Here is a 15,127-nt window from a genome sequence, read left to right as displayed (position 1 = left end):
TTAATTTTATCAAACCCTTTCTACATAAGCTTTACGTCAAGTGTTTCTTGAAAGTATGGTTAGGTGGACTGCAACTTAATCAAGTAGTTAATGAAGAAACTGAAAGCGTTGACTTTTGGCGGCAACAATTGATAGCTCCGCTCTCTAATCAAAGCAATAAGCCTCTGTGGCAGTGTATGTGGTTCGATGATGTCGAAGATTTGGCTGCCAATACACCCTCTAACTTCCTACCACCCATACATCAAAACTAATGTCGGTTCGCAGACTAAGTGAAAAATTCTCAACGGAATAATAAGGTTTCTGGCTTGTTTTGTCGCAGACTAAGTGAAAATTTATCGCAGACTAATTGAAATTTTCCGCCAAATGAGGATAAAAGGTCGCAACTCATTACAGTATAAGGCTTTGGAGAAATACTTTTATAATTAGCGATCGCCATATAGTACGAGAGAATAAGGGTTACACAAGGTCATTTTCAATTAGTCTGCGACAATTTTCATTTAGTCTGCGAACCGACACTAATTTTTAACCTAAACTTGCCCAGGCGTTTTGAAAGCATAAACGTGCCGCCCCGGCAAACTTATGGTTACAGTCACAGTCACATAGAACAAAAGGCTATGTGAAGGCAAGTGGTATTAATCGTAGTTTTAGTCGGATAAAAGATAAGGGTTACACGTATCCTGACATTATTGCTACTAATCCCACACTGGGGATAAAACTGGAAAAAGTGCCGTTGCCACCAGCCCAGAGTTTAACCCCAGAAGAGATGGAACGGGTTTGGTCAGCGTTGGAATTATTAGGAGAAACAAAGCAACGGGATACAGCACTAGTTCACATTCTCAGTCATGGACTCCGGGCTGGGGAAGTTGTACAGCTAAATATTGGCTCATTTGATGGCAAGCTACTATTTTTACCAGACACCAAAACGAATGAACCACGCTTAGTTCCACTGCGAAAAGAGAGCCGGGAAGTTTTAGCAGAGTATTTGCGATCGCGAGAAGAAAACAGTGAAGTGTTAAACAGCCTTAGCCCATTAATGATTTCACACCATGCTTCATACAAAGGTGAACGCTTGAGTTATCACGGCATTTACTTTGCTGTAGAAAAAATTGGTGAAATAGCTCACATTGAGGATTTACATCCTCACTCCTTTCGCCACACCTATGCCACTGACTTATTGCTATTGGGAGTTGACCCCAGCCATGCCCGGAAGCTGACTGGACATCAAAGCGAGAAAGCGTTTCGACGGTATACACTTCGCAGTGAACAAGAAGCGGCGATCGCTGCTTACTATCGTGCAATCGGTGAAACTCAAGGGGAGTAGAGTATGCCGAAGCCGTTAGACCCCAAGTGTCAGCTATGTTCTAAACTACCAACAATTCAAGCCAAAGTTTTACATGGAACAGCAGGGGATGGGTGTTGGAATCCAAAAGTCTGCCACAATCGCCGCTCATTCTATCGCCACCGCTCCCAGAATAATTCAGCAGAAATTGATGCGATCGCAGTCGAACCACCAGCAACATATTTTGCAGTGCTGTATTTGTATAAAGAGCCAGGGGATAAGCCATTGCACGCCTTGGGCGCAGAACTCTGGCTGGGACAACAGCCTATTTGCCGCTTAGAACCAATTCACTGTTTTGGGCTAACGGCTGGCAAGATCCGCGCCTATACAGATCAGGTGTTGCAGGCTTTTGCAAAACAATACAGTGTTTCACTATATCAATATAAGGATATGTTTGAGATTACCTCAAGTTACTGTCCAGTACGACCCTGCCCGTTACATCCAGAATCCTAGAGATGACCACATACCGCCAATTAACAATTTGGGATGTATTAGATGAGTTGTCCGAATCTCCACCAACTTCTTCCCTTGATGCGGTATGGCACTGCTTGGATACAGAACTACATGATTTACCTATTGAAACCCAATTATCAACCGCAGCGCTTGCCTTCAGTCAAATTGCGGATATTCTCAAGTCTCGTGCCGAAGTGCTGTTGCAAGATACCCGCGATCGCAATAGTCTTTTGGGGCCTATTGTTAGCGCCGATCTCTTTGCTGGTCTAGTGCGGACAACAATGCATCTGGATTTAGATGATTTGATTGAACCGCAAACACCACAAACCTTTAAACCACACGGCCCACACCAATTTTCATCTCCTACTGAGTTGGGTGATTCTGTAGCAGCACCTGTTGAAAAAGCGAATGTTTTGGCAATGCTCGATGAGGTGACAACTTTAGAAGATGTCCGCAATTTGGCATCAGATGAGGATGTGGAAAAATGGCAGAGCGCGATTGCTAACCATCTGATAAATGTCAAAGATGAGATTTCTTTAGTTAAACTGCAACGTGTGTTGCAAATGCCGATGGTAGAAGTCTGGTTGGGATTATTGCTGGGTATTTTTACATTAGAGCAACGTGCTGATTTTTATAGCAGCCAGGATATTTGGGTAATTACAAACGCTGATAAACTTGTTACAAAATAGGTTTATAGCTAAGATAAAGTTGATATGTAATTAATTCTATCGTGGTAATTAATTAGTTTAGCTTAACCTCTCAATTTTTAATATGAATAATACTTACCCAGTCTCCTCCTTCAGAGCCATTTCCGCTAAACCGCTCAGGAACACCAGGCCAGAGATTGTTGCCGTCCAATGCTTGAATATTGCTAACTGTTAATTTCATATTATCTATTTTAATAATATAAATTTTACCCTCATTGAGTAAGCGCCATTTTAAATTTTCCTTTTCCGTCACTAAAATAGAATTTTTGGAAAGTAAAATTCTATTTTCTTGACACTGCTGACGCAAACTATCAGGAATAATACCTTTATTTAAATCTCCTTGTAAATCAAAATTTACATTATCAAATAATGGTTCTTCATTCATAATCCAGTCACCACGTAATAGTACAGTAAACTGATAGATATTACTTTGGTTAAAGACGGCTTTTTGCGGCCAATCATCAGGTGTAATCAATCGGACTGCTTCAGTATAGCTATTGCTCTCATTTGTCAAAGCTTCAACTTCTGTAATTATATTGACATTGCGATCTAATACCTCATTGCCAATTGCCCAACGGATAGATTTTGTTTCAACTTTTTTAACTTGGACTGGTTCAACTTTCATGGGCAATATATAAAATACTTCGCCTCTAAATACATTGTCCGTATGAGCTAACACAGATACACTACTTTTATGCAAGCTATCAATGCAGACTGGTTTTTTAAACTGAATTACTAGACCTAATTTAGTAAAGAAATTTCTTAAATCTTGAGATTTTAAATTAAATAATTGATCCTCTGGAATATTGCTATAATTTTCCTCTTGTTTTGAAATAGTAGCTTCCAAAACTTGATCGTGATGCCAGCTAGCATTTATTACGCTGTTGAATTCTTTGATTATTTGTGTAGTGGTTTCTTTTTGAGGAATAGGTGGTGTAAAATTTTGCTGAGGCTCATATATTTGGGTATTATTGTCTTTTTTAATTTCAACTGGGATAGAATTATCTTTCTTGCCAATTTTAGTTCGACAATCATGAACGATGACTTTATTAGGATTACCTAAAATTATCGCTAGAGGTGCATAATAATGGTTAGTACCATGTGGTGATTGAGGTTGAGGCTCTAGTTTTCCTTCTTCATTTTTTCGTTTGGGCCATTCCACATTGCCAGTAGCTGTCCGCACAGGAATTAGCCAATAATCACCTACCTGATAAAAGCTGTTCTGAATATCTCCCTGAAATTGAATTTCAATCCCATCCTCAAGAGGAAACCATTTATTATTGACATCAGATAAATTTACTTTGACTTCTCCAAAGTCCCAACGGCGTAATAGAGGGTGCTTTTCTTTAAGCAATATTTTGTTCTTCCCATCACCTGAGAGAATTACTTGATTCTCAATATGATCCACTTGTTCAACTTTTAGGAGTTGACGATCGCTATTTTGAAGTATATAGTCATCGTCGATAATTTCAACCCAATCACCTACTGATAAACTAGAATCTTTGTCCTTTCCTAAATATTCTAGATTTAATGCGATCGCAGAAGAATTGATTGCAGTAAATGTCCCAATAGGAAAGACAATTGAGCTATTCTCCCGCGACCAGACAAATGATAGTTTATTCTTGTTATCATCAGGGGAAACTGTAAAAATTTCCGCCCGATAAAGATGGTTTTCAGTACCACGGAATTTGGAATTAAAGGGGATAATACATGGATCATTTATTCCTGAGCTAGGCTTTGTGACTCTGGCAATAATTTTGCCTTCTCCAGACTTCAATAGCTCTTGACCTAACACACTCCGAAAATAGTTATGATCTTTGCTAACTTGCTTTGCAACCGTTTCAATATCTTGATTATCTTTTAATTGTTTGAGCTTGACTTGCCAAACTAACTTGGAGCGAGTTGCAGTATCTGCTCCCCCTAAAGCAACTTCACGAATATTAATTTTGAGATCATCACGATCTTCGATAGAGGTTATATGTCGTTCCCAAACATCAAGATAAGCAAGATATGTAGTTCCGTTTAGTTGGACTTTACAAGGATCTATGGGTTCAGGTGTAAAATCTGGTTGCTGAAAATAAGATATAAATTCATCATTTTCACAAAGTATACCATTTACATAATAGTTGCCTTTGCTAATTAGATAGCCCTGAGATTGGAGCAGCTGCTTTAATTTCTGTTTTTCTTCCTCTTTGAGGTTGTTAATATTATTAATCTGCTCCTCAGTACCGATAAATTCAAAGCCACAATTCTCCTCTGGGCCACCTTGTAGTCCAAATACATCTTTGGCTAAAATTTGCAGCCGATTTAGTAAAATCGATGTTTGTTCGTTGAAGTCTGCATCTAGTTGCACTCGCCCTTGTTGCATAAGCACCCGCAGGAAGTGCTTGCTTTTATCGTAGGTATCACGAGTAAAATCACCTCTAAATTCTCCTTGCATAAAATCCTCTTAGGTAGCGTAAATAATGCCAATCTCAATATCAGCAGGTGTATATTCATCTAGACGGATGCGTAGGTTAGCCTCTCTTTGAGGCTGATATAAATTGTGAAAAGCACCCATCTCTGACTCGTCATCAGCGCCACGTTTGATTTCATCAGCACAGGTTGACGCTAACTGACAGTAGGTAGGGGTGCCATAACGTGTACTGTTGAATTGAGGTTGTACGGGATGTCTAGCATTTCGCTGTAGTTCAGTTTCTTGTCTAACCATCTGCTCCACTAAATCCGGTTGACAATTATACCGACGTGGTGTGCGTGAGTTAGGCATCACGTAGCAGAAACGAATACAACCTTGTTGGCGACGAACAACGAATATAATGCCGTTAAAAATACTGTTTTCTGCTAAATCAATTGCGTGTACTTGAATCTGTCCAAAGACTGTGCAACGTGCAATTGTCAACCGTACATGAGCTATGGAATAACCTGCTGCACCAATAGCTTCACCTTCAATACTAGTAGCATCTATAATGCTATCGCTAATATGTATGGGTAAAGGGTCAGTCTCTACCTCATTTTGATTGACCTGAATGGAGCCAACAATACTGTGTGCGATCGTTACGCACGCATTGATATTAAATAACTCCAAACTGGGTTCGGTGGAACGTCGGGGTTCGCAGTCGCAATGTAATGACCAGCCCGGCACTAATGTCGAATGACGGATAATAATAGCAGCTGGATTTTGAACAACAGAGGTAGGATAATCTGCAAATTGACTGGGATTACCTTCTATATGTAGTCCCCGACCAATAATCAACAAGCCATCAAGAACAAAGCAACTTCCTGACTCTACCGTGACATTTAAAGCATCACCGAAAGCAGTTCTCCAGTCTAGAATGCGTATCACCGGACGCTTGTGGTTAGCTGCACGTAATTGCAGATTCTGGTTTTTCTCCAATTCAATATTAATTCGTTCAACATAAACACCACTATCGGTAATTTCAATTACAGCATCATGGGGTTTGTCTCGTTGCCACTGTGAGATTGCCTCGCGAATAGTTTGATAACACTCTTGTGAGGTTTGACTGACGCTGTAATAAGCATAATGCTTTCTGATTTGAGATGGAAAAGATTCTTCTAATAGCAAACGATTGCAGCGAATCAGTTCTTTAGCTTGGAGATTTTGCTGAACCAAGCTTTTAGTTTTTGCACTCAAGGTGATAGATGCAAAACGTTGTTCCTCATAGAGGCTTTCACCCAAAAGTAGTTGATTTAGCTCTGGGAGTAAAGCTGTAATTAAAGCTGGTTCGGGAGGAGGGCTGGTGTAGGCATCCAGAAGCCTTTGGGTAGTGGAGGAAAATTGCGATCGCAAAAACTCGGATAATGCAGAAGCATCTTGTTGCGAGCTAAAAATTGCTGGTTCTTGAATATCATCAACATCAAAATAAAAATGTGCCGCAGAATCTAACAAAGTTCGGTCATATTCGCCACCACCAATATCGGCACTGAAACCATAATGATAAGAAACCCAAACACCATTTTTTGGTAACTGGCGTATCGGAAAAATCATTCGCCCTAATTCTGGGTCAACTGCTATATGGTCTTGCTCTGGTTGATAATTCCAATCACTGAGATCAGCAATAATAATTTTATCTGGAGAGACTGGGTGCGGTTTTGAGTCAACACCTTTCCAGATTGCCAAACTTTTGGTAAAACTTTCTGGATTTGGATTTGAGTCATAATAATCCTTCTTATTTTCTTGTAAAACTTGCCGTTCAATAGGAATAGGTAAATTTAATTTATGAGCAATTTGTGTTGCATCTTCGGATAAATGCGGACGAGTATAAAGCGGAATGTCGTTACCCGTAATACTGAATGTATAGCAATTAGAGCTAACTTCTTCCAAACAAAAAGCTGGTGCAAGAGTCACGGAATAAGCTTTTAATCGCCAAACAAAAAGACCAACATTTTGGATGTTGTACTTTCCATGTTGATGCTGTGAATTAATCTGGTGAATATCTACTGTATGAGCTAATTCATCAAATGGGCTATTTAATTTTGCAACTGCATCGACCTGACGCAGATTTACTGTTGTTGAGCTTGACGAATGTAGGTGATTGATATGCTGTGTTTTGCTAAGTAACTGACGAAATTCTACAACTCGTGCCGGCCAACCAGCTACCTTATCAGCCAGCACTTTCAACAAAGCTAATGTTCCCTTGCGCCGTCGGTAGCGAATAGTATTTGCAACTTCACGACGGGGAATTAAAATCTTGTTGTTTTGCTGTGTCTCGTCAGCGATCGCATTTGTCAACTCACCAGAACTATGAACGCTTTGATAACCAATTAAATCACCAATGTATGGTACTACCCAATCCTGACAAGTTTCAATAAACCAGTTTTCGTAGAGTTGAGTAATATCAACTTCAACAACATCTACCTGTTCAGCAATTACACGTAATAAATCTCGCAGCGAATAGCCTTGTTCTGCATCACGTATGCGATAAACAACTGGCAATAGTTCATAAAGGCGATCTGGGGAATTGCTCATGATTTCAACTCCTTCAGAATTAGTGTGTCTGGCACTTTCGGGCTAAGAATAGCTAATTGAGCAGGAATAAGTTGGTTAGCTATTAAATCAAAAACAGCCAAGTTTACAGGAATCCATTGTTTTGGTTGTCCATTTCTACGAGTCATGCCTAGTTTTCCCAGTTCTTGAAGTTTTATATTTAAACTGTCTGGATTTTGGGCTTCAGTTTCAGAAACACTATCCAAAATATCCACATCCACGTAATTTACTCCAGGTACTTGTTGAATCGTGGTGATAACTTTGCTAAGGACAACATCTTGTCCTAGTTCCTGATGTTCAAAGCTAAATTTATCGAATAAAGCAGTCCGAATTGTCAATGCTACAGATGCCCATTGATAATTTGCTAAAATTCGTACATTGGCGCTGATAATTAACAGCATCAGTTCCCGCTTCTCTACTTTTAGTGGTTGATATGGGTCGCCAAACTGGTATAATGCTTGCACGAAGCTGCGGTATAAATCTGAATTTCTATCAATATGGATATCATCAGCCCCAGCGATCGTTATATGCACAATTTGACGCGAACCATTTGAAAGACGTTGAGCATTCGCTTTGCCAATTCCGGTAAAGGTAAGGGCAAAATTGGCATAGTCTGGTACGGAAACTGCACGGTTGAGAGATATCACCCCAAGAGGTGCATTGCGGCGGATTTCATCATGGCTTTCGGGATCTGCGCCTCCTGTTGCTGCTATTGGATTGAGTACACCACTCAAACCTAGAGGTTGCATTGTTAGTTGCGTGATTTTTTTTGCTGCAACATTACCTGCTTGGCCAATGCCAGTGCGGTATACTACTTTGACATTTTCAGTACCACTAGGCAACCTAGCTCCGTGTTTACCATTGCCAAAGATAATAGTTGTGTTGTGATGACTATCAGTTTGGGTGACATAGCCACGGTCTGTTGGACTTAACTGAATCAAATTTTCCACTTCTTGCCAACGGACATCATTAACATATACTTCCAAGGTGCTAGCAACGCCACTAGGGATAGGTGCTGGTAGATAAGTTAAGGGCGGTTGTGAGAGTGTAAATTGTTGATTTGCTTTAGTACCGTCACCACTGCCCAATACTTCAGTACGCGTCTCGCCATGAGTGGCTTTGACTACGTTGCCATAGATAGTAACAGTCTCTGGCTTATAAGAATAAGCTAAAGGTCTGGCAAATTTTAGGAATGTATGGGGTTTATTATCGGGCAAATTCTGATTAATATCCTGTCTGACCCTGCACAGCATGACAACTTCGCTAGTCCATACATCGTTGACATCGGATATATCACTGCGTTCACCTGAGATAATCAACCAGCGTCCAGGTTGTAAACCTTCGTAGAGATTGTCTAGTTCAATTTCATTGTCTAGTTCAATTTTCACCTGTTCGGATAGAGAATCTTGACTACTTGGTGCATCTTTCAGATCAATTGGTTTTTCTATCAAATTTAAATCACTCTTAAGATACACTGTGGTTTTACGCATCACATCTAAAGATATATCCTGTTCTTTTAACCAAGGTTTATCTAAAGTAAGTTGTGTAATTCTTGCTACTATGTTGTATGCAATTTTAGAGATATTTTCAACTTTTGTTACTTGATAAATACTAATTTCACTATCATCTACACGTTCGATTGCTAGCCAACTGCCAGGTACAATGCCATCATATTGAGCATCTAATGCTAAAATATTTCGTAATTCTGCTGGTAGTGTGCTGGAAATATTTGTTTGATCAGTGGAATTTGATGTTGGCTGATCTGCACCTGCAATTTGCCATTCTTCGTATTTTTCAATTCGCCCTTGGTCGTCAAAAATCGGCTTTAACGATACGTCATTTCCGAAAGGCGCAGCTTTTATAGCTAGAGTTTCAATTTGCTTTAACTGATTAGAAGAATCAACTTTATCCCTGGTTAAAATCTGATATATCGCTGTGTTGAAACCAGGGTTTAGGGTATTAATTAATCGGGAATTAATCTCATTTTTTTCGGGATCGAAGATTTGTTGGTTTGTCCGCTCCATTTCCAGAGCATTCGCAGGTTGTATAGATGGCGGTTTGATTACTTGTTTTATTCTTTGTTCTCTTATATTTGCTGACGAACCATCAACAGTTAATTGTTGTGGAACTTTTGGTGGTACTTGTAATGTAACTTTTGTACGGTTTTCATCTGGTTGAGGTTCAATAATCTGAACTCTACGCAAGACTTGTTCAGCTTGAGTATCACCAAAGATTAGTAAAAGTGGATCGTTAGGTTTGAGATTGGTATTTACACCATCTAAATAAAGCTGATTAAGCGTGCCGGCTGTTGTTAAACTAACTTGCTGCGCTTTGCCGATTCGGGGTTTAATCTGATTCAAATGGGCATAGGCTTGAAGTTTTTGTGATGTTTCAAAAAATTCCGGCGATTCACCAGAATCAGGTAAACTCTGGCTACTCAAACCAGCAGGAATTTCCAAGTTGTAACCATCTTCTATGGTAAAAGCTAAATAAACACTGGCGCTCACACCGGGACTATGTTCATAGTCTACTAATCGAGCTAATTCCATTAAGGAACGCCGCTCAATGGCAGTGCGTAAATAACCCTCGTTGGCTATACGTTCTTGATAAAATGTCAGAACATCTGCTACAGTAGCCCAAGCATCTAGCAGGGCTAAAGATGGGTCTTGAGGATCACGGGTTTTCAGCTGTTTGAGTGAGGGAAACTTGCTATCACCCAGACGCGCTTTCATGGTTTCTAAAAAGCTGGCATGGGTTCCGACTCGATAAGCTAGGGTATACAAATTAGGTTGATTTGCTACCGATCTAGGAGTGAGAATTTCGACACCTTCACAGCAACCACAGCTAGATTTATCGCTTAGTTTATAGTTAGAGTGACAATTACAGTTACAAGTTAATTTCATCTGCCACCTCGCAAATCGAGTGTGAATTTACCGTGTTCGGGAAAGTTGGGGTTGTTGTCGAGTCGGGCAATTTCCCAAGAAGCAATGGGTAAAAAACCTGCTTCAATCTCGTGATTGTCACCTTCAAAAAGACGTTCTAATTTGGTGATAGAGACACTTTCAATACCTGGAACAGCATAAGCGATCGCAACTATCTGACTTAGAGCAATACCTTGGCCAAAAGTCAAGTTATCGGGATGGAAAAAACCACGCCGGTCATCAGGTAAAATTCGGTTACTGAAAATATGCAGCAAAGCAGTTTTGACATGACCGCGTAAATAGTCAGATTTGACATGAACTGTCATAGCGATATCCAAAGAGATGTATGCTGCTCGTTGAACGATGACATCATGACCAATGCGGCGATAATTTTCTAGGTCTGTGGCAATATTTGGCAGTAATTTGTCGTCTGCTGCTTCTCGGTTGAAGGGATCTACTGCCACCCAGACTTCATACGAGCAACCTGTCCAGCGTAAGTTAGCCGCCGCTCGTTGCACTTTTGTCGAGAAATATTCCATCACCAATTGTGCGTAGTCATCAGCAGTAATGGCACGTTCTAATTTTTCGTGAGATAGGTGCGGTGCATATAATTTTACGTGAGATAGAGATTCGGGTGCTGTTCCACTTTTAGCGGGGAACGGCTGGTGTGGCTGCAATGTCGAACCACTATTAAAAATATTGTGAAAAACAATATAAGAAATCGCTTCAGCACCAATATTGCCTACAAGTCCGTTACCTACTCGGTAAGTTGCTTGGAAGTGAGTATTGGCTTCTGGTCTGATTCCTAATTCACCGTCCCCAAAGCGCAAGTTTGCTTGTCCATCATTGTCCATTTCCACAACAAAATCTTGATCTTCGCTGTTGCTATCTATAAGGTCGTACTGGGGAGTCCAAGTAGAATTATTTAGTTGGATATGGGGTTTTGCTTGATGGGGGTGTTGAATTAGCAAACTCTTAGCAGAGTCTTGGGTCAGATTTTTTATCGAAAGAGGTTGGCTGAAAGTTAAAGGCGTTTTTTGCAATCTGGGACGGAAGCGATCGCTTTTAACTAAAATTTCTACAGATTCGCCTTCCTCTTGGCACTGTTGGATCATCTCTTTTCCCGGTACAGTCCCCAAATCTTCCCGATCAATAGTGCGACCATGATCCACTAGAATCACATTGCCTCTGGCAACACTAATATCAACTAGCTGACACTCTGGTGGTACTATTGCGGAAATACAAAGGGGAAAAGGTAACGCATCCTCTTCTGTCCATTCGATTTCCACAATTGGCTGATTGTAAAGTTCGTCTACAATTGCCTTGACATTTGTCAGGCGTACTGCATGGCGATTATTCATATCAGCATCTTCTGGATTGCCTGTTTTGGGGCCTTTAATTTCTTCAAAAATCAGAGTGTCACCAATTTTCAGGTGCAGTTTTCGCTGATGTTCAAGAAATTGGCAACTGGGCGAACTCTCCCCATTTTCGGTGACAGAATCTATAAATTCATCTAATAATGTAGCGGTTGTAGAACCACGGAGGAGACAACAAGAGCGATCGCCCCAAGTATAAAATAGGATTTGGTTGTGAGCTATATAAAGATGTATCGGTAGAGCCGTTAGCGGTTCAAAGACTTGATAACTGCTAAGAGGAACATCATCTAAGTCACGATTATCTTCTAGGATGGTGCCAAGGCGAGGCGCATTTTTATAACGATTAATAAAGTAAAAATTTTTTTCTTTTAGGGAAATATCAACACTTGTCTCCAGCCACAACCAAGTACGTGCATTACAGCCCTCATGCATGGGATAATCGATCAGACGGGCATGACGGCGAACAGAAATCCGTTGGCGGGCAGTTTCTAGATAAGCTTCGGTGGCTACAGCGTCCTGATAATAGCTGAGATAATCGCCAACATAAGCGAGAACTTCCACTAGAGTAATACCCAAATCGGGAGCATGGCGTTCTTCCCAATCCGGCATCACCAGGGATAGGCGGTCTAAAATCAAGTGGCGAAAACTTGCATAATCCTTAGCGAGATAGTTGATAGCTGGTTCAACTAGTTGCTGTGGCGGACAAGTTTGCTCTTGCAAGCAATCTATGTCACTGTGACACTTAATATCTCGGAATTGAAATTGGACTTGGGAGTAGCGCGGGTCAAAATTGGGATATGGTTGCTTTGTGGGTTTGCCCTGTTCATCCAATGACACCAAGCGCAAAGTGTAGAGGGAAAAATCGCCTAGTTGGTTAAGATTAACTATTAAGTAACCCTCATAATTTTGGGAACTTTCTACCTCTAAACTAGTTACATGAAGATTGCGGATGCGTTCACCGCCTTCAATACGTAGATTTCCTTTTGTTAAGTCTTCTGGTACTGAACCTAAAAAGTAGACATATAGCGATGCTCCAAAGGAGCCGGTACGCGAACGCAAATCATCGCTAACTTCTACATAATCTAGCCCGTTTTTTCTTTGCCTGCGGATTTCTAAGCGGCGCTGTTCATTTTGGCAAATGGAGGTGTGGCTGTTCATGGCATAGTCGTCCTAAAAGTAGCTGTTTGTGACTCACCACTGCTTTGCACAAAATATTCCACGACTATATAAAGGCTAGCATCAACACTAGTTACTTCCAGCGTTTGCAGATCGATTAAATCACTCAACCAATGCTCAATAGATGCTTGAATAGTAATTTGCATAGCTGTTGCTAATTCCGGGCTATTGGGTGCAAAAATCAAAGACAATACACCACAGCCAAAATCTGGGCGGTTGACTCGTTCGCCGGGAGTTGTAAACAGTAGTTGTTCAATTAAGTCGCGGATATGACTTGCATCGCTGGTGCTGGCAGTGCGATGGTATCTGTCAAAGTGGAAGGGAAAATCGATGTTGGTGACATTCCTTTGCCTGGGCAAATTTACAAGATATTCTGGCATCAAGTTACCTCCAAATCAAAGCCGTTAATCGATACTGTATTACCATTCAGCTTCACAGTCGCACTCTTTCCATTGTCGATTTCAATTACCGAACCATTCAGCTTTACAAATGCACCATCTGCATTCCTGATTTCAATTCCCGAAGCATCCATTACTATATGTATAGTTTTCTTATTGATAATGGCTTCAATGGTGATGCTTTGCTTACCTTTATCCTTGATCTCAATCTTACCGATATCAGTTTTAAGTACCTTAGTGTCGGGGTCATAAGGAGTAGCTGGTACTATATCTGGAACCTTTTCATCTGCCCAAAAGCAGCCAGTCCAAATTGGGTAATCTGGATCTCCGTTTTCAAATTCAATCCATACTAAAGCACCTTCGGGTGGCATGAGAAATAACCCAACTCCCTTACCTGCATAGGGAACGCAAGGTAATGCCCAACCGCTGGGCTTGTTGCCAAAAATTTCTTCAACTTTTGCCTGGACACGACCGATTTTCCACGGATCGTTATTATCACATACTACGCCTCGATATTTGCCGTAAAAAGGAGACCTATGTTGATGAATACTTCCATTTCCATTAGTAGCAAGTTCTTGTTGATTCATACTTCTAACCTCTGAATTGTTGCACCTTGTCCCTCACGTATCAAGGTGAAACTTTGTTTGTATTCGCCGCGTTTGATGCGATGCGTTACCTGTTTAACGTAGTAATAACCGCCGTAACTTTTCCCTACACCCCTTACCCCCACCAATTGACGCACTTCCAAGACATAACCGTAGCGAACAGTATCTACTTCTCCAGTAGCAGTAACAGCAATTTCCCGCGAACGGCTAGCAAATGATTCCGTTTGCTTTTCGGCTAGGATTTTTTCGAGTTTATTGGTGTTACGTAGCACTTCCGTCCGTAAGGATTTAGCAGGTTTGCTGGCTAAGGCTTGACCGGGCGATTTAGGAACCCGAATCGAAATTGAGGCTCCACTTTTTTCATCGGTAATTGATGCTTCAGGTTTAATAGCTTCCAGAGCATTAAAATTGAAACTTATAGATGAGTCTACATTAGTAAATGCGCCCATATTCATTGACAATGCTGGTTGATAAGGAGTAACTTTCTGTTTTTCCTCACCCCAATAAGCAATATTTCTACCAGGAGTTTTATCTGGCTTGATTTCAAAAATAAAGCTATTACGTAAAGCCAGTTTCTGAATAAACTGTAGGTCTGTACTTTGCTGAGTGGTAACTTGTTCTTCTTTTTTTGGTGTAAAATACGTAGTATTTGTTATGTCAGATTTTAGTCCATATTTGCTATATGCTTTTAGTAATTTAGTAACAATTGTAGAATCAGATACGTTTGGGTAAATTTCATTTTTGTCTTCGAGATCGAGCATAACACTTATATCTTCACCAGTAATTATGAGCTTTGACTCACCTGGTTTATTACTGGGTACAACTTGATGGTTAGTAATAATGCCGTCAATTAATATAGGTTTTTGCAAACTGCGGTTTACACCGACTTTTACATTAACTATAACCTGAATGATAATTCGGTTGGGAGGGTTTAAAATGCCTTCTTGGAGTAACCAATAATCTGAAGATTTTTTTAATTCTTTACTAAGACTAAAGGTCATTTGAAAAGCACTGCGATCGCGGTCTTGCTGAGTCACTTCTAAGTCAATCAGTGCGTCCACTACTTCATAAGGAGCGGATTTTGGTAGAAGAGGGCGACCAATCATGAGTTTTATGCGAATATCGGAGTCAGGCATAAGTTAACCTT

General features: G+C 40.5%; 10 protein-coding genes and 1 pseudogene. 4 read left to right on the top strand and 7 right to left on the bottom strand.

The window, feature by feature from the left end; all coding sequences use genetic code 11:
- The 4 genes and pseudogenes from HWQ38_RS14940 to HWQ38_RS14925 all read left to right on the top strand — a co-directional run.
- A partial coding sequence (locus tag HWQ38_RS14940; protein WP_292794770.1) for a hypothetical protein occupies positions 1-251 on the top strand: 251 nt, incomplete at its 5' end.
- A 416-nt stretch (positions 252-667) separates the two neighbouring features.
- Positions 668-1,321: pseudogene (locus tag HWQ38_RS14935) on the top strand (site-specific integrase); the annotation flags it as partial.
- 3 nt (positions 1,322-1,324) lie between these two features.
- Complete coding sequence (locus HWQ38_RS14930) at positions 1,325-1,792, top strand: hypothetical protein (protein ID WP_292794766.1); 468 nt, start codon at positions 1,325-1,327, stop codon at positions 1,790-1,792.
- A 2-nt stretch (positions 1,793-1,794) separates the two neighbouring features.
- On the top strand, positions 1,795-2,481 hold the full coding sequence (locus HWQ38_RS14925) for a hypothetical protein (RefSeq protein WP_292794765.1): 687 nt from the start codon (positions 1,795-1,797) through the stop codon (positions 2,479-2,481).
- A gap of 70 nt (positions 2,482-2,551) precedes the next feature.
- Here HWQ38_RS14925 and HWQ38_RS14920 read toward each other — a convergent pair whose 3' ends face one another.
- From HWQ38_RS14920 to HWQ38_RS14890, 7 genes are read right to left on the bottom strand one after another with little or no spacing between them, the layout of a single operon-like run.
- Entirely contained in the window at positions 2,552-4,939 is a 2,388-nt protein-coding gene (locus HWQ38_RS14920) for a DUF6519 domain-containing protein (protein WP_292794763.1), read from the bottom strand.
- 9 nt (positions 4,940-4,948) lie between these two features.
- A complete protein-coding gene (locus HWQ38_RS14915; protein ID WP_292794761.1) occupies positions 4,949-7,486 on the bottom strand; it encodes a hypothetical protein in 2,538 nt (845 codons plus the stop codon).
- A complete protein-coding gene (locus tag HWQ38_RS14910; protein WP_292794759.1) occupies positions 7,483-10,407 on the bottom strand; it encodes a putative baseplate assembly protein in 2,925 nt (974 codons plus the stop codon). The genes HWQ38_RS14915 and HWQ38_RS14910 overlap by 4 nt, the downstream gene beginning before the upstream one ends.
- The gene (locus tag HWQ38_RS14905) at positions 10,404-12,959 is read right to left on the bottom strand and encodes a putative baseplate assembly protein (protein WP_292794757.1); all 2,556 of its coding nucleotides are present in this window, start codon (positions 12,957-12,959) and stop codon (positions 10,404-10,406) included. The genes HWQ38_RS14910 and HWQ38_RS14905 overlap by 4 nt, the downstream gene beginning before the upstream one ends.
- The gene (locus tag HWQ38_RS14900; RefSeq protein WP_273770298.1) at positions 12,956-13,357 is read right to left on the bottom strand and encodes a GPW/gp25 family protein; all 402 of its coding nucleotides are present in this window, start codon (positions 13,355-13,357) and stop codon (positions 12,956-12,958) included. Before HWQ38_RS14900 ends, HWQ38_RS14905 begins: the two co-directional genes overlap by 4 nt.
- Positions 13,357-13,962 carry a phage baseplate assembly protein V gene (locus HWQ38_RS14895; protein ID WP_292794753.1) on the bottom strand — a complete coding sequence of 202 codons (606 nt, stop codon included), beginning with the start codon at positions 13,960-13,962 and terminating at the stop codon, positions 13,357-13,359. Before HWQ38_RS14895 ends, HWQ38_RS14900 begins: the two co-directional genes overlap by 1 nt.
- Positions 13,959-15,116, bottom strand: a complete 1,158-nt coding sequence (locus HWQ38_RS14890; protein WP_292794751.1) for a hypothetical protein — start codon at positions 15,114-15,116, stop codon at positions 13,959-13,961. The genes HWQ38_RS14895 and HWQ38_RS14890 overlap by 4 nt, the downstream gene beginning before the upstream one ends.
- Between the last annotated feature and the right edge of the window lie 11 nt (positions 15,117-15,127).

Origin of the sequence: Nostoc sp. NMS7 (genome assembly GCF_017115085.1) — a bacterium.
In the GTDB taxonomy this organism is placed as follows: domain Bacteria; phylum Cyanobacteriota; class Cyanobacteriia; order Cyanobacteriales; family Nostocaceae; genus Nostoc.
Note: the sequence above shows the minus strand (reverse complement) of the source record. Positions and strands in the feature narration are given on the sequence as shown.

Bases quoted from the DNA above. Each gene is read 5' to 3' on its own strand.
- HWQ38_RS14930 (WP_292794766.1), top strand. From the start codon at position 1,325: ATGCCGAAGCCGTTAGACCCCAAGTGTCAGCTATGTTCTAAACTACCA.
- HWQ38_RS14925 (WP_292794765.1), top strand. From the start codon at position 1,795: ATGACCACATACCGCCAATTAACAATTTGGGATGTATTAGATGAGTTG.
- HWQ38_RS14920 (WP_292794763.1), bottom strand. From the start codon at position 4,939: ATGCAAGGAGAATTTAGAGGTGATTTTACTCGTGATACCTACGATAAA.
- HWQ38_RS14915 (WP_292794761.1), bottom strand. From the start codon at position 7,486: ATGAGCAATTCCCCAGATCGCCTTTATGAACTATTGCCAGTTGTTTAT.
- HWQ38_RS14910 (WP_292794759.1), bottom strand. From the start codon at position 10,407: ATGAAATTAACTTGTAACTGTAATTGTCACTCTAACTATAAACTAAGC.
- HWQ38_RS14905 (WP_292794757.1), bottom strand. From the start codon at position 12,959: ATGAACAGCCACACCTCCATTTGCCAAAATGAACAGCGCCGCTTAGAA.
- HWQ38_RS14900 (WP_273770298.1), bottom strand. From the start codon at position 13,357: ATGCCAGAATATCTTGTAAATTTGCCCAGGCAAAGGAATGTCACCAAC.
- HWQ38_RS14895 (WP_292794753.1), bottom strand. From the start codon at position 13,962: ATGAATCAACAAGAACTTGCTACTAATGGAAATGGAAGTATTCATCAA.
- HWQ38_RS14890 (WP_292794751.1), bottom strand. From the start codon at position 15,116: ATGCCTGACTCCGATATTCGCATAAAACTCATGATTGGTCGCCCTCTT.